General features: G+C 68.4%; 17 protein-coding genes and 1 tRNA gene. 10 read left to right on the top strand and 8 right to left on the bottom strand.

From position 1 onward, the window contains the following. Window positions 1-100 precede the first annotated feature (100 nt). Complete coding sequence (locus ACZ6O0_RS23460; RefSeq protein WP_465767092.1) at window positions 101-1,474, bottom strand: cystathionine beta-synthase; 1,374 nt, start codon at window positions 1,472-1,474, stop codon at window positions 101-103. A gap of 76 nt (window positions 1,475-1,550) precedes the next feature. Between ACZ6O0_RS23460 and ACZ6O0_RS23455 the strand changes: the two genes are divergently transcribed. Both ACZ6O0_RS23455 and ACZ6O0_RS23450 read left to right on the top strand, forming a co-directional pair. Continuing rightward, entirely contained in the window at window positions 1,551-2,579 is a 1,029-nt protein-coding gene (locus tag ACZ6O0_RS23455; protein WP_465767091.1) for an SGNH/GDSL hydrolase family protein, read from the top strand. A 268-nt stretch (window positions 2,580-2,847) separates the two neighbouring features. Next, window positions 2,848-3,078, top strand: a complete 231-nt coding sequence (locus ACZ6O0_RS23450) for a DUF4287 domain-containing protein (RefSeq protein WP_465767090.1) — start codon at window positions 2,848-2,850, stop codon at window positions 3,076-3,078. A gap of 355 nt (window positions 3,079-3,433) precedes the next feature. On the opposite strand, the gene ACZ6O0_RS23445 is transcribed toward ACZ6O0_RS23450, so the two are convergent. Then, window positions 3,434-4,627 (bottom strand): VOC family protein, encoded by a 1,194-nt coding sequence (locus tag ACZ6O0_RS23445; RefSeq protein WP_465767089.1) that lies wholly within the window; start codon window positions 4,625-4,627, stop codon window positions 3,434-3,436. Between the two features lie 100 nt (window positions 4,628-4,727). Here ACZ6O0_RS23445 and ACZ6O0_RS23440 point away from each other — a divergent pair, with 100 nt between their 5' ends. Then, window positions 4,728-5,171, top strand: a complete 444-nt coding sequence (locus ACZ6O0_RS23440) for a hypothetical protein (RefSeq protein ID WP_465767088.1) — start codon at window positions 4,728-4,730, stop codon at window positions 5,169-5,171. A gap of 62 nt (window positions 5,172-5,233) precedes the next feature. On the opposite strand, the gene ACZ6O0_RS23435 is transcribed toward ACZ6O0_RS23440, so the two are convergent. Next, complete coding sequence (locus ACZ6O0_RS23435; RefSeq protein ID WP_465767087.1) at window positions 5,234-6,061, bottom strand: Bax inhibitor-1/YccA family protein; 828 nt, start codon at window positions 6,059-6,061, stop codon at window positions 5,234-5,236. A gap of 282 nt (window positions 6,062-6,343) precedes the next feature. Further along, window positions 6,344-7,093, bottom strand: coding sequence for a DUF4118 domain-containing protein (locus ACZ6O0_RS23430; protein WP_465767086.1), 750 nt, complete (start codon window positions 7,091-7,093; stop codon window positions 6,344-6,346). A 73-nt stretch (window positions 7,094-7,166) separates the two neighbouring features. Between ACZ6O0_RS23430 and ACZ6O0_RS23425 the strand changes: the two genes are divergently transcribed. Beyond that, window positions 7,167-7,667 carry a DinB family protein gene (locus ACZ6O0_RS23425; protein ID WP_465767085.1) on the top strand — a complete coding sequence of 167 codons (501 nt, stop codon included), beginning with the start codon at window positions 7,167-7,169 and terminating at the stop codon, window positions 7,665-7,667. Between the two features lie 43 nt (window positions 7,668-7,710). After that, window positions 7,711-8,922, top strand: coding sequence for a GNAT family N-acetyltransferase (locus ACZ6O0_RS23420; RefSeq protein ID WP_465767084.1), 1,212 nt, complete (start codon window positions 7,711-7,713; stop codon window positions 8,920-8,922). On the opposite strand, the gene ACZ6O0_RS23415 is transcribed toward ACZ6O0_RS23420, so the two are convergent. Further along, window positions 8,919-10,811, bottom strand: coding sequence for an alkyl/aryl-sulfatase (locus ACZ6O0_RS23415; RefSeq protein ID WP_465767083.1), 1,893 nt, complete (start codon window positions 10,809-10,811; stop codon window positions 8,919-8,921). The two genes, ACZ6O0_RS23420 and ACZ6O0_RS23415, sit on opposite strands and share 4 nt — an antisense overlap. A gap of 277 nt (window positions 10,812-11,088) precedes the next feature. Between ACZ6O0_RS23415 and ACZ6O0_RS23410 the strand changes: the two genes are divergently transcribed. Further along, window positions 11,089-12,396, top strand: coding sequence for an NAD(P)/FAD-dependent oxidoreductase (locus ACZ6O0_RS23410; RefSeq protein WP_465767082.1), 1,308 nt, complete (start codon window positions 11,089-11,091; stop codon window positions 12,394-12,396). 67 nt (window positions 12,397-12,463) lie between these two features. On the opposite strand, the gene ACZ6O0_RS23405 is transcribed toward ACZ6O0_RS23410, so the two are convergent. Next, entirely contained in the window at window positions 12,464-13,120 is a 657-nt protein-coding gene (locus tag ACZ6O0_RS23405; RefSeq protein WP_465767081.1) for a response regulator, read from the bottom strand. Then, window positions 13,117-14,235: a sensor histidine kinase gene (locus tag ACZ6O0_RS23400; RefSeq protein ID WP_465767080.1), complete on the bottom strand. Its 1,119-nt coding sequence runs from the start codon at window positions 14,233-14,235 to the stop codon at window positions 13,117-13,119. The genes ACZ6O0_RS23405 and ACZ6O0_RS23400 overlap by 4 nt, the downstream gene beginning before the upstream one ends. Window positions 14,236-14,340: 105 nt before the next feature. Here ACZ6O0_RS23400 and ACZ6O0_RS23395 point away from each other — a divergent pair, with 105 nt between their 5' ends. The 4 genes from ACZ6O0_RS23395 (at window position 14,341) to ACZ6O0_RS23380 (ending at window position 16,972) form a co-directional block, all read left to right on the top strand. Next, complete coding sequence (locus ACZ6O0_RS23395; RefSeq protein WP_465767079.1) at window positions 14,341-14,847, top strand: glycine cleavage system transcriptional repressor; 507 nt, start codon at window positions 14,341-14,343, stop codon at window positions 14,845-14,847. After that, window positions 14,844-15,392: a peptide deformylase gene (gene def, locus ACZ6O0_RS23390; protein WP_465767078.1), complete on the top strand. Its 549-nt coding sequence runs from the start codon at window positions 14,844-14,846 to the stop codon at window positions 15,390-15,392. The genes ACZ6O0_RS23395 and def overlap by 4 nt, the downstream gene beginning before the upstream one ends. A gap of 26 nt (window positions 15,393-15,418) precedes the next feature. Further along, window positions 15,419-15,501, top strand: a tRNA-Leu gene (locus tag ACZ6O0_RS23385). Window positions 15,502-16,408: 907 nt separating this feature from the next. Beyond that, window positions 16,409-16,972, top strand: coding sequence for a hypothetical protein (locus ACZ6O0_RS23380; protein ID WP_465767077.1), 564 nt, complete (start codon window positions 16,409-16,411; stop codon window positions 16,970-16,972). Between the two features lie 432 nt (window positions 16,973-17,404). Here the strand turns inward: ACZ6O0_RS23380 and ACZ6O0_RS23375 are convergent, their stop codons facing one another. Further along, window positions 17,405-17,791, bottom strand: a complete 387-nt coding sequence (locus ACZ6O0_RS23375) for a hypothetical protein (RefSeq protein ID WP_465767076.1) — start codon at window positions 17,789-17,791, stop codon at window positions 17,405-17,407. Between the last annotated feature and the right edge of the window lie 804 nt (window positions 17,792-18,595).

Raw genomic sequence — 18,595 nt, 5'->3', positions numbered from 1 at the left:
ATCGCTGGAGCGGCAGCCATCGTGATCGGCATCGTGGTCATGGTCCTGCTCGCCATCGTGCCCTCGGTCGTGGACCGGTAAGTCTTTCCCTCCGGGGAAGTCAGTCGGCGGACAGATGGACCAACAGGTCCTGCCGGGTCAGAACGCCCACCGGCTTGCCGTCGTCCAGCACCATCAGGGCGTCGCGACCCTCGAGCAGCTCGACCGCCTTGGTGACCGGTTCGCCGGCGCCCAGGGACGGCAGCGCCGGGTCCATGTGCTGCTCGACCATGTCGGCCAGCCGCGCCTTGCCGGAGTACAGGGCGTCCATCAACGTCCGCTCCGACACCGCGCCGGCCACCTCGGCCGCCATCACCGGCGGCTCGGCCCGGACGACCGGCATCTGCGAGACGCCGTACTCGCGCAGGATCGCGACCGCCTCGGCGATCGTCTCGTGCGGGTGGGTGTGCACCAGCGGCGGCAGGCTGCCGTCCTTGCGAGCCAGGATGTCGCCGAGAGTCGCGCCCTGGCGCGCGTGCGCGAGGAAGCCGTACTGCGCCAGCCAGTCGTCGTTGAACACCTTGGTCAGGTAGCCGCGGCCGCCGTCCGGAAGGAGTACGACGATGACGGCGTCGGGGTCGTCGAGCTCGTGCGCCAGCCGGATCGCGGCCGCGGCCGCCATCCCGGCGGAACCGCCGACGAGCATCGCCTCTTCACGAGCGAGCCTGCGGGTCAGTGCGAACGAGTCCGCGTCCGAGACCTCGATGACGCGGTCGCAGATGGTCCGGTCGTAGGTCTCCGGCCAGAAGTCCTCGCCGACGCCCTCGACCAGGTACGGCCGGCCGGTGCCGCCGGAGTACACCGAGCCCTCAGGGTCGGCGCCGATGATCTGCACCTTCCCGCCGGAGACCTCCTTGAGGTACTTGCCGGTGCCGGTGATCGTGCCGCCGGTGCCGACGCCCGCGACGAAGTGGGTGATCTTCCCCTCGGTCTGCTCCCACAACTCCGGACCGGTGGTCTCGTAGTGGGAGCGCGGGTTGTTCTGGTTGGCGTACTGGTTCGGCTTCCAGGCGCCCTCGATCTCGCGGACCAGGCGGTCGGAGACGTTGTAGTACGAGTCCGGGTGCTCCGGGGCCACCGCGGTCGGGCAGACCACGACCTCGGCGCCGTACGCCTTGAGCACGTTGCGCTTGTCCTCGCTGACCTTGTCCGGGCAGACGAAGACGCACTTGTAGCCCTTCCGCTGGGCCACCATCGCCAGCCCGACGCCGGTGTTGCCGGAGGTCGGCTCGACGATCGTGCCGCCGGGCTTGAGCTCGCCGGAGGCCTCCGCGGCCTCGATCATCCGGACCGCGATCCGGTCCTTCACCGAGCCGCCGGGGTTGAAGTACTCGACCTTGGCGAGCACGAGCGGCTTGGCACCGTCGGTCGTCCTCCCCAGCTTCACGAGCGGGGTGTTGCCGACCAGGTCCAGGAGAGAGTCTGCGTAGCGCACATCTTTACTGTAGTGATACGTACGCCGTTCCCCTATTTTCACTTGCGTTGTCGTAACTCCGTGTAATCCTTGACTCATGAGTAGAGCCAGGGCCGCGAAGCGACTGGCCCAGGCCGCAGCTTTGGGGGGCGGGGGACTCGGTCTGATCGGTGCGACGCTGTACGGCGTGCTCACCGCTGAGGCCGAGTATGTGAAGCGTGTGATCGGACCGGCGCGCTACTACCCGACTCCGGGCAACGGCCTGTACGGCCGGTATCCAGGACATCCGATCACGTTCGCCATCCTCGGCGACTCCAGTGCCGCGGGGTACGGCACCGAGTCGCCGGACGAGACGCCCGGGGTGCTCCTCGCCTCTGGTCTGGCCGAGCTGGCCAGACGGCCGGTGCGGCTGGTCGACGTGGCCAAGACCGGCGCGAGGTCGAACGATCTCGCCGCGCAGGTGGACGCCGCGCTGCAGGCGGGCCCGCATGTCGCGGTCATCCTGATCGGCGTGAACGACGTGAAGTCGAAGATGCCGCCATCCACCTCGGTCCGGCTGCTCTCGGCCGCGGTCCGCAGGTTGCGGGCCGCGCACTGTGAGGTGGTGGTGGGAACCTGCCCGGACCTCGGCGTGGTCCGGTCGATCATGCCGCCGCTGCGGCAGGTCGCCCGGTCCTGGAGCCACCGGCTGGCCGCCGCTCAGACCATCGCAGTGGTCGAGGCAGGCGGCCGAACTGTGTCGCTGGGATCGCTGCTCGGCGAGGTGTTCCGGACCGACCCGTCGATGTGGGGGCGGGACAACTTCCACCCGTCCGCCACCGGGTACACCGCCGCCTCCGCCGCGCTGCTGCCCTCGGTCGCGGCCGCGATGGGGGTCGGGCCGGAGTCGTTCGTACACCCGGAGCCGTTCCGGGGCGAGGCGATCCTGCCGATCGCGGAAGCCGCCGTCCAGGCCGCCGGGACCGCCGGGACCGAGGTCGCGGCCACCGAGGTCGCCGGCCGCGAGCGCGGCCCACGCGGTCGCTGGGCAGCCCTGCGACACCGCCGCCGCCACCCGAAGGCCGACGTCGACCGAGTCGACGAGGACACCACCGAACCCACAGACGCCGTCCCAGTCGGCAACTGACGCCATGCCGGTCGGGCACTGACGCCGGCCCGGTCGGGCACTGACGCCGGCCCGGTCGGCCGGGGACGCGCCCTCGGCAGAAACCAGGATCGGACGGCGGTCCGGCGTCACCTTCGGGGCGTTCCGCCGTACCGGGACTGCTCCGGTCGCGTCGCGACGTTTTCGTGCGTCCGCTGAGCGGGGACATTCATGACGAAAGTCTTGCCTGTGGGCGTCTTCGTGGTGCACAGTCGATAACTACGCAATACCCCGATGACGGGAGGCGAAGATGGGCTTGAGCCACTCCGAGGAGACGCATCAGCGTCTGGTGGAGAGGGTGCCCAGGTGCACCGGACGTGAGATGACCGAGTGGTTCCAGCTGATGAACGACGGACCGTCGTTCCTGCGCTTCGACGACAGAGTGAGATGGCTCTCCAGCGAGTACGCCCTCGCGCACGGGCACGCAACCGCCATCGTTCACGAGTACGACCTGGTCAAGGCGCACCGGCGAATGGGCTGACCCCGAACAGGAGCGAACTTTCAGAAGACCTGCCCTTTCAGGTGGAAGGGCGGGTCTTCACGTTTCTCCCCCCGCGGTCCTTCCCACGCGTGCTACGCAGGCACGAAGCATCGACTCGGCCGTCTCGCGCTCGGCACCGCACGACGTGATGCCAGGGTGTGCGTTACCCACCACGGGTTGGTGAGCGCAGCGGCGACGGTTGGCGTGCGAACGGGCTCTCCGGGCACGGACACCAGCCCGGGCAGTCGAGCGCGGCAGCGCGCAAGGCGCGGGCGGCAGCCGGGAGGAAACCTCGGGCGGGTGGGAGCGCGCGTAGCAGGTGCGACGAAGGAGTGCCTGCGTAGCACGTGTGGGCTCAGGCGGGCGTGATGAGAGAGACCTCGTTGCCCTCGGGGTCGGCGAGCAGGTGGTCGCTCAGGAGTCGGCCGCCCGTGGCGAGGGCCGTGTTGATGCGAGTCTGAGCCTGGTCGCGCGGGACGGCGAGTTCGAAGTGGACGCGGTTGCGTTGGCGGAGGCGGTCGTCGGACGGGTCGAGCGGCTGGAAGATGATGACCGGGTTGAGGCGGCGCGGGTCGTAGATGTCGGCGAGGAACTCCCGCTGGTCCTGCTCGTAGCCGAGTAGCGCCGTCCAGAACGCCCGTACGGCTGGGATGTCGACCGCATCGATCCCGAGCTGAACGAACCGCAGCCGACTGGGATCGGCGGAGAGCCCGAGGTCGTGAGCGGCGGCCTCGATCCGGCCGGCGAGCTTGACAAAGTCCGGCCTGGCCGTGCCGTCGTCGTCCCACTGGTCCTTCCCGCTGTCGATCGTCACGCCCTCCGGCCGCAAATCCACCAGGATCGGCACACCGGCCTCGTCGGCCAACCGGGCCACACCAGCGGCCAGACGACTCGCCTGTACGGGCGATGCCGTCGGATAGAACGTCATCGCGCCGAACTGCGTCCGCCAGTCCGCCGTGTCCGGCAGCCCGTCCCCGGGGACCAGGTCGACCTCGTTTCCCTCGGTGTCCGCGAGCGTCAGCTCATACACGCCGTACGCCTCGCGACCGAGCCCGGCCTTGACCGCCTCTACCGCCTCGGCGCCTCGACTGACGTCGACGTGGATCCGATTGCGCAGCGGCCGAGGCTCATCCAGCCGACGGAACGAGAAGCGCGGATCCCGCCGCAACGGATCCACCAGTACGCCGTCCCCCGCCACCTCGTATTCGAGGACAGTCCGCCAGAACGACATCACCTCGGCCTGGTCGGAAGCATCAACCGCCAACCGCACGACCTGCAGCACCGCCGGATCCGCAGCCAGCCCCAACTCGCGAGCCGCCGCCGAGACCCCACGCGCCAGGGCCACGCCGTCCTCGCCGAGCGCCTCCGAGGTCCCGTCGGCACCGATCCCCACCCGCACCCCGTCGGCCCGCAGATCCACATCCGGCAGCTCGCCGCCGGCCACCTCCGCGATCCGCTCAACCAGCTCCGCGCCGGCCGTCAGCGATCCGGCCCCGAACCAGGCACTCACCCCAGCCCCGACCGCCCGCCAGTCCCCAAGCTCATCCATGACGGTCACCCTAGGGCGACATCCGGACAATCTCCCTCCGGATTCCTCTATTACTTTAGGTAGTGTTGACGTCACTCTAAGTAAGTCGTACGGTTCGAGCATGAGACCCCGAACCGGACTGCTCCTCGGGTTAGCCGCCTTGTCGCTCACCGGCAGCACTCTGACGGCGAGCGGCGTACAAGTTCCGGCCAAGGCCAGTGGGTCGACCCACTTCGAGACGTACGGCGTGGACGGCGCGTCGGCGTGGGGCGACGTCACCGTGCCGTACGGCGAGAAGGCACGAGTCAACGGCTGGATCCGGGACGACAAGTGCGACAACCGGAACGCCGCCCTGGCTGTCACCTTCGACTATCCGTTGATCGGCAACGACAAGACGAAGTACATCGTGAACAATACCGACGGCAAGTGCGGCATGGCCCACCTCAAGTCCTTCGACGTGAGCGAGCAGACGTACAGCCTGAACGCGATCTACGTGCAGGAGTACACCGACAACTGGTGGACCTCCGAGCGCTGGGGCGCGCGCATCAAGGTCTGGTCCAAGTAGCCGGGCCCAGAAACGGCCGAAGGGCCGGCCCAGGTGGGCCGGCCCTTCGGGGTGAGTGCGGATCAGTCGCCGCCGCGGAGGATGGCGAGGATGCGCAGGATGTTCCAGTAGAGCCAGACCAGGGTGACGGTCAGGGCGAACGCGGCCCGCCAGGCCTCCTGCTGCGGGGCGCCGTGCTTGACGCCCTGCTCGATCAGGTCGAAGTCGAGGATCAGGTTGAAGACCGCCAGGCCTGCACCGAGCGCGGCGAAGATCAGGCCCATCGCGCCGAACCCGGCGATGCCGGTGTTGACGCCGAACAGGCTGGCGACGAAGTTGATCAGGATCACGCCGGCGAAGCCCATCGTCGCGATGATCACCATCTTGGTGAATCGCGGCGTCACCTTGATCGCGAAGTACTTGTACGTCGCCAACGTCAGGGCGGCCGTCACCAGGGTGGCGAGCACCGCCTGCACGATGATGCCGGGGTCACCGACCCAGTTGGCGATGAACTTGCTGCCGATCCCGAGGAACACGCCCTCGGCCGCGGCGTACACCATCACGAGCACCGGGTTCACCTTGCGGGAGAACGACAGCACCATCGCGATGATGAAGGCCAGCAGGGCACCGGCCAGGAACACCGGGGTGACCAGATTGTCCGGCGTCCGCCACCACGCGATGGCAGCAGCAGCCACGACGACGGCGAGCGTGATGCTGGTCTTGACGATCACGTCGTCCAGCGTCATCGGCCGGCTGCCGGCCGGGGCACCTTGGTACTGCTGCGGCGGCTGACCCGGCCCGCCGTAGCCGTACGGTCCAGGCTGGCCGTACGGAGCGGCGCCCGGATACGCCTGGCCTTGGCCAGGCGCGAACGCACTCGACCGGTTCAGGACCGGGTTACTGCTCTGCATGTCATCCTCCTGGTGACCCACACCCGGGGCCGTATCGAGATACTACGGTCCCACCCTTAACAACATCTGAGAATCAAGCCGATGTTCCCCAACCGAAACCCCTCCAGAGAAAGCGGTTGCACAACCCAATCGCTTCCCGATGCGAGTACGTCGTACGGGCGTTTCCGGCGGACGGAATCTCTCGGTCTGGCGGCGTCGTGCCTGTATGGGCAGGCACGACGCCGGGACCGGCGGCCACCCAGGACGTAGAGCTCCCGCAGGCCGGATCGGGGGTGATGGTTGTCAGAGGTGCGGGTGCAGGGCTTCGTGGGTGGAGAGGGCGGCGCCGACCTGGTCGGCCAGGGCGACGGCCACGAGGCGCTGCTCGAGGTCGGGCCGGGCGATCCGGGCGGCGGCGGTGAGCAGGAAGCGGCCGCGGGTCTCGCCGGCGTGCTGGACGGCCAGCTCGATCTCGGAGTTCGTCGGCAGACCGTCGCGTTCGACCTTGAGCACCTGGCTGCCGCGGGTCACGGAGCCGTCCGCGTTCAGCCGCGGCGCCCGGGTCTGCTTGTCCCCGGCAACGAACTTCGTCCCGTCGATCCCCAGGACGGCGGTGAGCTCGGCGCGGACCTGCTCGATCAGGTCGTCGGTCGACCCACCGGCCGCGACCGCCTGCGAGGTGGTGATCACCCCGTCCAGGTAGCCGCGATGCCGGGACGCCTTGGCTTGTTGCCTCCGGCCCCAGATCGCGATCTCCGTGACCGCGGCCCCGATCAGCACCAGCAGGACGGTCAGCTCGACGTCGTCACTGCTGTTGATCGTGAACGTGTTGTAGGGCACGGTCAGGAAGAAGTCGAACCAGACCGCGCTCGACACCGCGGCCAGCACACCGGCCAGCCGGATCCCGAACGCGGCGACCCCGACGATCACGACCACCAGCAGCAGGGCGGCGTTCGCATTGTCGAAGTTGTCGCGGAACGGCGTCAGCAGCGCACACACGGCCGGGGGCACGAGCAACGAACCCGCCAGCACCGGATTGCGGTAGGTCTCCACTCTTCTATTGATCCTCACCGGACCCCGGCAATCAACATTTCTCACAGAGGTCTATCGGGCCTACCGTGATCGAATGCCCGAGATCGCCCGAATCCGCCCCGCCGAGGACGCCGGCGAACGCGGTACGCTCACCGGCCTGCTCGACTTTCTCCGCTCGACCATCGAGCTCAAGCTCACCGGCCTGACCGAGGATCAGGCCTTCGCCCGCCCGGTCGACCCGTCCGCTTTGACACCGGCGGGCATCGTCAAGCACCTGACCGCGGTGGAGCGGTTCTGGTTCGCGATCGACTTCGCCGGGCTGGACGTGGAGTGGCCGTGGACCGAGGAGGATCCACACGGCGGGTTCCCGATCGCTCCCGGCGACACGGTCGACGGCGTGCTGGAGTCGTACCGGGCTGAATGCGCCCGCTCGCGCGAGATCGCTGCGGCCGCGTCCCTCGACGACCGCGCCCGCTCGGACGGTATGACGTTCACCCTTCGCTACGCGCTGGCCCACATGATCGAGGAAACGGCCCGTCATCTCGGCCATCTCGACCTCCTCCGGGAATCCACCGACGGCGTGGTCGGCGAGTAAAAGCTGTGGCCGATCCCGGCGCAGCTGCCTAGGTTGATCAGTCATGGCAGACCCGTACCGGATCCGGCAGGCCGTCCTCGACGACGTCGACGTTCTCACCGATGTCGTTTTCGAAGCGACTCGTGCGCAGGGCCGCCTGCCCGCCGACACCGACGAGCCCGCGTGGCGGGCATCGTTCGCCGAGTGGACGCGCGAGTCGATCGAGGACGCATCCACCGACCTGAGCGTCGTCGAGGTCGACGGACTGCCGGCCGGGCGACTGCGGGTCAGCCGGGCCGCGGAAGCGCTCGAGCTCAACGGGATCCAGCTCCGGCCTTCGGTCCAGAACCGCGGGATCGGTACGGCGATCATCGCGGAACTGCAGTCCGAGGCCGCGCGGACCGGGGTACCGCTGGAGCTCGGGGTGGAGCGGAACAATCCGGACGCGCGGCGGCTCTACGACCGCCTCGGGTTCCGGCGGATCGGCGGGGACGACGGCGAGGACAAGCTCCGCTGGCTGGCCCCGGCCGCGGCGCGGCAGAACGAGATCTGGAACGCCGAGACCGCCGGCCGGTACGACACCCCGGGAGCCGGGATGTTCGCCGCGGAGGTGCTCGGGCCGACGGTCGATCGGCTCGCGGACCTGGCCGGCGAGGGGCGGGCGCTCGAATTCGCGATCGGCACCGGGCGGATCGCCGTACCGCTGGCCGAACGCGGCGTACCGGTCAGCGGGATCGAGATGTCCACCGCGATGCTCGGCCAGCTCCGCACGAAGGCCGACGCGGCCACGATCCCGGTCGCCGTCGGCGACATGTCCGCGGTGCGCGTTCCCGGCGAGTTCTCCCTCGTCTACCTGGTCTTCAACACGATCTCGAACCTGCTGACCCAGGAGGAACAGGTCGCCTGCTTCCGGAACGCGGCCCGCCACCTCTCCCCCGGCGGCCGCTTCGTCGTCGAACTCTGGGTCCCCGAACTCCGCCGCCTCCCACCCGGCACCCCCGCCACCGTCGGCGTCGCCGACCCGGGCTACATCCTCCTGGACACGTACGACGTCCTGAACCAGCACGTCACCTCCCACCACTTCCACTTCGGCGAAGGCACCGCGGCCCAACTCTTCCGAACCCCCCACCGCTACATCTGGCCACCCGAACTGGACCTCATGGCCCAACTCGCCGGCCTGACCCTCGAATCCCGCCACGCCGACTGGACCGGCACGGAATTCACCGCCGACTCCCCCTCCCACGTCTCCGTCTACCGCCTGCCCGGGCGAAGCTAGTCGGGGGTGACGATGGTGAAGTTCGGATCGCCGGGGTCGAGGAGGCTGAAGAGCCGGGCGAGGACCTTGGCGTCGCCGGTGATCTTGATGCCGGCGGCGGCCAGTTCTGCGGGGTCGGTCGTTTGCTGGGCCAGGGCCGTCAGCGAGGCTCGAGGCAGGCTGAGGGTCACGTCGGCGTCTCCGCGTTGTGGCGCCGAGCTGTAGGTGAGAGCACCGTTGGAGAGGCGCAGCCGGTAGCGTTCGTCGACGTCGTCGAACGCGATGTCGATGGCGAACGTCTCGTCCCACGCCCGGGGTCCGTCGATCTGGATCGCGAGGGCGTCGAACAGCATCGCCGGGCTGAGCTGGCCGAGGATGTCGCCTGAGGCGGTCTGGGCCGGCGTCCCGAAGGAGCCCTCGCGCAACTCGGTCGCACCGGAGAGGTAGAAGTTGCGCCAGGTGCCGTTCTCGCAGCCGTAGCCGAGCTGCTCGTAGGTGTCGGCGAGCATGGTGCGGGCGGCGGCGTGGTCCGGCTGCGCGAAGACGACGTGGTTGAGGACCTCCGCGACCCAGCGGAAGTCACCGCGATCGAAGTACGACTGGGCCTTCGACACGACGGCGTCGGCTCCGCCCATGAACTCGACGTACCGGGTGGCGGCTTCCACGGGTGGGTGTGGCCACAGCTTGGCCGGGTTGCCGTCGAACCAGCCGATGTAGCGCTGATAGATCGCCTTCACGTTGTGGCTCACCGAGCCGTAGTAGCCCCGGGTGTGCCAGGCGTTCTCGAGGGCGGGCGGGAGCTGGATCCGCTCGGCGATCTCCGCACCGGTCAGTCCCTTGTTCAGCATCCGCATGGTCTGGTCGTGCAGGTAGGCGTACAGATCGCGTTGGAGCACGAGGTAGCCGACGGCCTGCTCGTTGCCCCAGGTGGGCCAGTGATGTGAGGCGAACACGACGTCGAGATCCGCACCGAACAGATCGATGGTCTCGGTGAGATAGCCCGCCCAGCCGTGCGGGTCGCGGACGACCGCACCTCGCAGGGTGAGGAGGTTGTGCAGGGTGTGGGTGGCGTCCTCGGCGGCGCACAGTGCCTTGTGGTCGGGGAAGTAGATCAGCATCTCCGCGGGCGCCTCGGTGTCGGGCGCCATCTGGAACACCATCCGGATCCCGTCGATCGTCTCCTCCTGGCCGGTGGTGGAGATGAACTCGGTCGGCGCGATCAGCGTGATCGTTCCGGTCGAGGTGGTCTGGCCGAGCCCGGCGCCGACCTGCCCGCGGGGGCCGCGAGCCAGCGCCGCGCCGTACATGTAGCCGGCCCGCCGGGCCATCGCGGTTCCGGCGTAGACGTTCTCGGAGACGGCGTGCTCGGTGAACCCTTCCGGCGCGAGGATCCGCACCCGGCCGCTGGTCACCTCCTCCTGCGAGACCACGCCCTTCACGCCACCGAAGTGGTCGATGTGCGAGTGGGTGTAGACAACCGTGTGGACGGGCCGGTCGCCACGATGCTCGCGGTACATGGCGAGCGCGGCGGCAGCCGTCTCGGACGAGATCAGCGGATCGATGACGATCAGACCGGTGTCGCCCTCCACGAACGTGATGTTCGACAGGTCGAAGCCGCGGACCTGGTAGATGCCCTCGACCACCTCGAAGAGCCCTTGCCGCGCGACCAGCTGCGACTGCCGCCACAAGCTCGGGTGCACCGAGTCCGGGGCGTCTCCGGACAGGAATGCGTACGAGTCGTTGTCCCACAGGACCTCGCCACTCGCGGCCCGTACGACGCCCGGGCTGAGCTCGGCGATCAGACCCCGGGAGGTCGCCTCGAAGTCAGCGGTATCGGACATCGGCAAGGTCGACAGGGCAGCCCGGTGCTGGTCGCGGACGGCGGCGCTGGCGTCACGTGGAGGCGTCATGCCGCGAGTCTCACCCGACCGGACAATCCCGGGCTTCACCCTCGCGGGATGAGCTTGGAGACGCTGAACAGAGCGGGCGGCTTGCGGTTCCATGACGGTGCGGGCCAGTGCTGGCGGGAGGGTGTTCCGGGCCGCACCATGAGGGGATGGTGGTCCCTCGGGCGGGGGAGTGTTCGGTGGGTGAGATCCCTCCTGAGAGGGTTTGTGAAATTTTTCACGAGCCTTTAATGTTGAAGTGAACATGAAGTCGAGGACCCACTCAGGGAGAGTGAAACGCATGACAGCCCAGGTGCCGCACATCCTCGTCGTCGGAGGCGGTTACGTCGGGATGTACACCGCGTACGGCCTGCGCCGCGCGGCTCGCAAGGGCCGGATCCGGGTGACCGTGGTCGACCCGCGTTCGGTGATGACCTACCAGCCGTTCCTGCCCGAGGCCGCGGCCGGCTCGGTGGAACCGCGGCACGTGGTGGTGCCGCTGCGCAAGACCCTCAAAGGCTGCCGGGTGGTGACCGGCCGGGTGACCGGGATCGACCATGCGAACAAGGTCGCGAAGGTGATGCCCGAGGAAGGCCCGGAGTACGAGTTGGCCTACGACCAGATCGTGGTCGCGCTCGGCTCGATCGCCCGGACGCTGCCGATCCCCGGCCTGGCCGAGGAGGCCACCGGGTTCAAGAACGTCGAAGAGGCGATCGCCCTGCGCAACAAGGTGCTGGACCGGCTGGACGTCGCGTCGTCGCAGCCCGACCCGGCGCTGCGCAAGTCCGCGCTGACCTTCGTCTTCATCGGCGGTGGGTACGCCGGTGTCGAGGCGTTCGCCGAGCTCGAGGACATGGCCCGCTACGCCACCCGGTACTACGACAACATCAAGCCCGAGGACATGCGCTGGGTGCTGGTCGAGGCCACCGACCGGATCCTGCCCGAGGTCGGCCCGGATCTCGGCAAGTACACCGTGGACCAGCTGCGCAAGCGGAACATGGACATCCGGCTGGAGACCCGGCTGGAGTCCTGCGAGAAGGGCCACGTGATCCTCAGCGACGGCGAGGAGTTCGACGCCGACACGATCGTCTGGACCGCCGGCGTGAAGGCGAACCCGGCGCTCGCGGCGACCGACTTCCCGCTGGACGAGAAGGGCCGCGTCAAGACGCTCGCGAACCTGCGGATCGAGGGTGTCACCGACGCCTGGACCGCCGGTGACAACGCCGCCGTTCCCGACCTCACGAGCGAGACCGGCGCCTACTGCGCTCCGAACGCCCAGCACGCGGTCCGCCAGGCGCGCCAGCTCGCAGCGAACATCCTTCGGGTGGTCGACGGTCAGCTGCCGCAGGACTACAAGCACAAGTACGTCGGCTCGGTCGCGAGCCTCGGCCTGCACAAGGGCGTCGCCCAGCTGTACGGCGTGAAGGTGAAGGGCTGGCTGGCCTGGTTCCTGCACCGGACGTACCACGTGTCCCGCGTCCCCACCTTCAACCGGAAGGCCCGCGTGATCCTGGACTGGACGCTCGCGCTGTTCTTCCGCCGCGAGGTGACCAGCCTTGGCAGTCTGCAGACTCCGAACGAAGAGTTCCGCCGGGCGACGCAGTCCTGACCAGTGGTCGACAGGAGCGGTGCCCACTCTGCGGGCGCCGCTCCTAGTCGTAGCTCCGGCGGGATGGCTAGTGCAGGAGACCCGCGTCGTGCACGAGCAAAGCGATTTGGACGCGGTTGTTCAAGTCGAGTTTCGTGAGGATGCGGGAGACGTGCGTCTTCACGGTCGGGACACTGAGGTAGAGCGTCGCGCTGATCTCCGCGTTCGACTTACCCTCGCCGACCGCGACGGCGATCTCGCGCTCGCGGTCGTTCAGGCCCTGGAGCCGGGCGACCGCCTTGGCCTTGCGGTCGTCGTGGCCGGAGGCGGCGACGCGGGTGATCAGGCGTTTGGTGACGGCCGGCGAGAGTACGGGTTGCCCGCCGGCCACCCGGCGTACCGATTCGACGATCTCGACGGGCGGGGTGTCCTTGAGGACGAAACCGGCCGCGCCGGCGCGGAGGGCGCGCAGTACGTGTTCGTCGGCGTCGAAGGTGGTGAGGATGACGACCTCGGGCGCGCCCGGGCGACGCCGTACCGCTTCTGTCGCGGTCAGGCCGTCGGTGCCGGGCATGCGGATGTCCATCAGGATCACGTCCGGGGCGAGCCGGTCGATCAAGCCCTGTACGCCGCTGCCGTCACCGGCCTCGCCGACCACCCGGATGTCGGGAGCGCCCGCGAGCATCATCTTCAGCCCGGCGCGCAGCAGCGGATCGTCGTCGACGATGAGTACCCGAATGGTCATGCGGGCCACGGTAACCAGGCGAACAGCCGGAACTCGCCGTCGGGGGTGCGGCCGTGTTCCACCCGCCCCTCCACCAGGGCTGCGCGCTCGGCGAGTCCTTTCAAACCCTGCCCGTCTCCCCGTCTGCGGTTCGGCGCCTGGTTGCGCACCTCGACTTCCAGACCGTTGCCTGGGGCACCGGTCACGCTGATCGTCACCTGCTCACCCGGGGCGTGCTTCATCGCGTTGGTGAGCCCTTCCTGAACGATCCGGTACGCCGTACGCCCGACGTGGTCCGGCAGTGGGCCGGGAGCATCGAGCGTGAGATCGACCGGGAAGCCCGCCGTGCGAGAGCCCTCGACCAGCTGCGGCAGGTCGGCGAACGTCGGCTGCGGGAGTTCACCGACCGGAGCCCGCAGTACGCCGATCACCTCGCGCAGATCCTGCAGAGCCTGGTGCGCGCTGGCCCGGATGATCTCGGCGGCCCCGGAGACCTCCTCGGTGGACGCGTCCGGTCGATAGGCGAGCGCGCCCGCGTGCACGCTCAGCAGCGACAGCCGATGCCCGAGGACGTCGTGCATCTCGCGGGCGATCTCCTCGCGGGCCCGCATCTGCGCCTGCTCGGCCTCCAGCTTGGCGACGGTCTCGGCCCGGTCGGCGCGGTCGCGCAGGGTCTGCAGGAGCTGCCGGCGCGAGCGGATGTAGAAGCCCCAGCCGGCCACCGCGATGTAGATCGCGACCGCGGCGACCGCGAGCGCCTGCTGGTCGTCCTTCTGCCTGACCTGGAAGTACATGACCAGGCTGACGGAGTTCGCGACGAAGATCAGCAGCGACGTACGCCAGGGTTTGTTGATCGCCACCGTCATGATCAGCAGCAGCGTTGCGCCGCTGGCCGCCTCGGAGTAGATCGAGACCACGGCCGCGACGAGCGCCAGCTGCACCGGCCAGCGGCGGCGGAACCAGAGCGTGAGGCAGAGCGCCATCCCCGACAGGAGGTCCAGCGCGAGCAATGTGTCGTTGACGGGGTCGTGCTCGCCCTCGCTGTACGTGTACAGGCCGAGCAGGACGGCCAGGACGAAGGTGATGCTGTCCACGATCCAGTCGCGCGTACTGCGGCGGTTCGTGGACGCGGTCATGTCTCCGAATGTAGCGGTGCGTAAGCGCTCTCCGGAGGGTTCGGGGCTGTCCGGATACCGAAGTCGTTTTCTTGAGCTACTTAGGTCAACGGTAGGTTGCCGGGCATGAGTCAGCTCGCTGTCACCGTCATCGGCCCGGACCGCCCGGGCATCATCGCGGACGTCACCGAGGCCCTGGCCGGGACCGGCGTCAACCTCGAAGACTCCACGATGACGCTGCTGCGCGGTCATTTCGCGATGATGATCGTGTGCTCGGGGCCGTTCGACGAGGTGAAGTCGGCGCTCGAGCCGCTGCGTGGCGAGCTGGTCATCACGGTGCGGCAGGTCGGCCCGGAGCACGAGCACGCGCCGATCGGACCGCCGTACATGCTGAGCGTGCACGGCGCGGACCGGCCCGGGATCGTGGCGGCGGTGACCCGGATGATCGCGGCGGCCGGCGGGACGATCACGGACCTGACCACACGGCTCAGCGGGGAGCTGTACGTACTGACCGCGGAGGTCGAGCTGCCGCCGTCCGCCGAGCTGTCGATGCTCTCCCGCGCCCTGGAGATCACTGCCGAGGAGCTCGGCGTCGGCGTCACCTTGCGGCCGGCCGAGAGCGACGACCTGTGACCGTGCTGACCGGCTGGGATCCTTCGCAGCTAGGGGTTGCCGGCGAGGTTCTGAAGGTCCTCCACGCACCGCACCCCGTCCTCGCGACCGAAGGCGCGACGGTGGATCCGCTCGACCCGGCCATGATCCAGCTCGCCGCCGACCTGGTCGCGACCATGCGGGTGTCCCCCGGCTGCGTCGGGCTCGCGGCGCCGCAGGTCGGCGTGGCGGCGCAGATGTTCTCGCTCGACGTCACCGATCACCCGAAGACCCGCACCTGCCACGGCGTCTTCGTCCTCTGCAACGCGGTCGTCGTCGAGGCGACCCGCCAGGAGAAGGGCCGCGAAGGCTGCATGTCCGTCCCCGACTTCACCGGCGACGTCAAACGCGCCACCCGCCTCACCGTCACCGGCGTCCTCCCCGGTACGACGGACGAACTCACCATCACCACCGACGCCTTCGAAGCCCGCGCCCTCCAGCACGAGATCGACCACTGCAACGGCAACCTCTTCCTCGACCGCGTCGCCGGCGCCCACGCCGTCTACCCCCGCAAGGTCTACAAGTAAGTTGTAGTCTCAGTCCTCGCCGTGCAGCCCGGGTGGCGGAACGGCAGACGCAGCGAGCTTAAACCTCGCGGCCCTCACAGGCATACGGGTTCGAATCCCGTCCCGGGCACACTCAGGCAACGCGCGCTGGTCCGGCCCACGCGTGCTCCGCGGGCGCTCTCCTCGTCGCTCCGCTCCTCAACGCACCCGCTACACCCGCTCCCACCCACCCCCAGCTCATCGCCGGTACATCCCTTGCCGGCTACCGCCGGACCTTGCCGGCTAACGCCGGGTGTGGCCGGCTGACGCCGACGTTCTGCGGGCTATCGCCCGCGTCTTCCGGACTGCCGCCCGGGGCCGCCCCGCTGCCGCGCGATCGACACCCCCCGCACCGCGCCGTCTCCTGATGCGTGAGCCCCCCGCGGTGAGATACGGCAACACCGACCACCCTGTGGGCACGTCAGACCCAGATCGGCCGGCCAGCCACTGCCGGCGGACGAGTGTCGTGCACCAATCGACGGGGCCGGAGCCTGCCGGAGCCGTTCCCTGACAACTTTCTCTACGTCTTCAAGACGGGCCCCTCCAGGGCCCGAAAAGCGCGCCACCACCGAAGGACGGGCCGTGCCGCCTTCCACTCCGCTTCGCTGCGCTCCCGGCGGGTCCCTTGGCTTGGCGCGCAGGCGACAACGGTGCCGCCCGGAGACAACGAAATCTCGTCATCAACGAACGACACCCGTGGGCATCAATTGGCCGGCTACCGACGCCGGTGGCTCAAGCCGCCTGCCGACTGCCGACATGGCTGGGGCTCCGTATCGCCCCGACAGCAAGCGTTGGAAGTGGGGTCCGGTCCGGCACGCGTCAAGGGGCGCCTCCGGCGTCGCCCCGCGATCTCCGACCCTTGACACGTAACCGACCCGAACCTAAGGGCGCAGCTATCGGGGCCGATGCGGAGTACTGACCGCACGCCTCGACACGTAACCGTCAACCTGCGGCTGGGGTCGTGGCAGCTTGGCCTGCGTGCGGGCACGATGGCATCCGTGACGGATGACATGAGGCAGCTCCCGATGCCACCCGAGCCAACCAGGCGCAGAAGAACACGTCGGCAGCGATGGGTCCTGGCCCTGGTCATGATCCCCGTCGCAGCAGTCCTCGGGGCATTTCTTGTCGCCTCGCTGATCGGCCTCTGGCTCTACATCAATCACGACCGGCCCGAACTGATCGATGATCCACAAGTCGTCAGTACGACAGAATCCGCTTGCTCGACCATGACACAGGCCGTGCAACAAGCCGCCCCTCCGCTTAGTGCAACCAATGCCACCAAAGCCCGTGCCATCGAGGAGCAGAACGACGCGGTAGCCGCGATGATCCGCACCATCCGTCTTCTGGGATCCGACCGCCTGGACAACGACCGCCCAACGCCCAGCTGGCTCGAGGACTGGCAGACACTCATCGACCAGCGAGCACGATACGCACGCAACCTCGGCTCGAATCGACCCACACCGTTCGTCATCCCGACCGCCGAAGGCCGGCCGATCACCGAGCGCATGAACGACGTTGGCATCAGCTGCACCGTTCCCCGAGAACTCACCAACCCCCGCTGAAGGCGGCACCTTGCCGACGAACGGGCAACGGTCGCGCTGTCGGGCGAGAACAGTTGGCAAGGAGCTCGAAACGGTTGCAAGAGTTTGCAACGAGGCGCGCTCGTCTGGGAATGACCGTCCGAGGTGCCGGTTGGGAGAGATTTGGGAGACGCACACCCGTTTCAACGCCCATCAACTCGCGGCATCTCGTCCGAACTCGTTCCTCGGAAGCCCCTTGGTTCATTGACGATCGACGGGTTTCAGTCTTGCTGGCTCGGCTGACTGGCGACCATGGCATGGAAGTAGTCAGCCTCTGGCCGTAGTTGCAGGTCTCTCCGCGACGTCTGCGTTCACACGGACGCGGCGACCACAGGGCGACCGTTGTTCGAACCATGCCGAGACATGGCCCGATCGAACTTGAATCTTGCTGCCATGGAGGCGTCAGAGAAGCGGTTACTCGGCCGGGCTGGCCTTCAGACTCTCTGCGCAACGCAGTGCTGACACGGAGCTCGCCCCCAGAGTGGTGAACCAAGCCAGCACTACCCAGCCCGCGAAGCGCGTATAGGAATCGGTGGCGTCGAGTGCAACCGTGCTCGCCCATACCAACCAGACACCCAGAAAGGCGAATAAGGCCGCGGCCCCTACCACTCCGAGCGGCTTCCGCCGTCGTCGCACGATGAACAGAGCCAGTCCGCGGGGCCGTAGCACGTACCCCAGCGCGACGAAGGCCACGGTCGCTGCACACGCGAGAATCGGAGGCCCATCCCCCACCACAGCAATTCCTCCTACCGCAACCGCGAGGACCACTCCACCCAGGAGAACCAGCAGCTTTTCCTTCACGACGCAGACCGTACGGGGAACCCGCCCCGAGGGCGAGGGAGCTGACCTCGTTCGTTATGAAGCGACGGTCTGTGGCCGGATCGCAAACCGACCACCACCGATAGCAGGTGTTCAGGGCTGCAGCGACGCCGAGGGATGCCAGGTAGTCGGCCGGGTACCTCAACCGTCTCGGTTGCAGTGCCGGTTGCAGTTCGGTCCAGTTCAGTCGCGTTCGGGAGACGTGCATTGCCGCGCAACCAAGACGAGATGACCGTCCACGGATCGCCCCGAACAGCCCCAGGTCGAACTTAAGCCTCGCAGCCGCAAGGCATACGGGTTCGAATCCCATCCCGGGCACACTCAGGCAACGCGCGTGGTCCGGCCCCACGCGTGCTCCCCCGGCTCATCGCCGGTGCATCCTTGCCGGCTACCGCCGGACCTTGCTGGCTGTCGCCAGGTGTAGCTGGCTGCCGCGCGACGATCTGCGGGGTATCGCCCGCGTCATCCGGACGACCGCCCGGCGGTGCGCGCGGCCACGCGATCGACCACCACCGCGCCCCGCCGTCTCCTGATGTGTGAGCCTCCTGCGATGGAAAGCGGCAACGAAGACCGTGGTGATCCAGCTGTCATGGCGAGAGCGGGCTACGGCGCCAAGCACGCTTCAGCGGTCAGCTCTCCCTCAGACCTGCAACGCATACAGCCTCGAATCCCCAGCAGGCACTGTAATCCGCCAGTTGCGTCCAGCAGAGTGGTGTACGACGAGATCCCGGTGGGCGCGTCGCGGGGAACGTGAACGCGGTCATCGGGTGATCCTTCGAGTGATCT

This window comes from Kribbella sp. NPDC048837, assembly GCF_055586945.1.
This window is presented reverse-complemented; position numbering and strand designations above follow the sequence as displayed.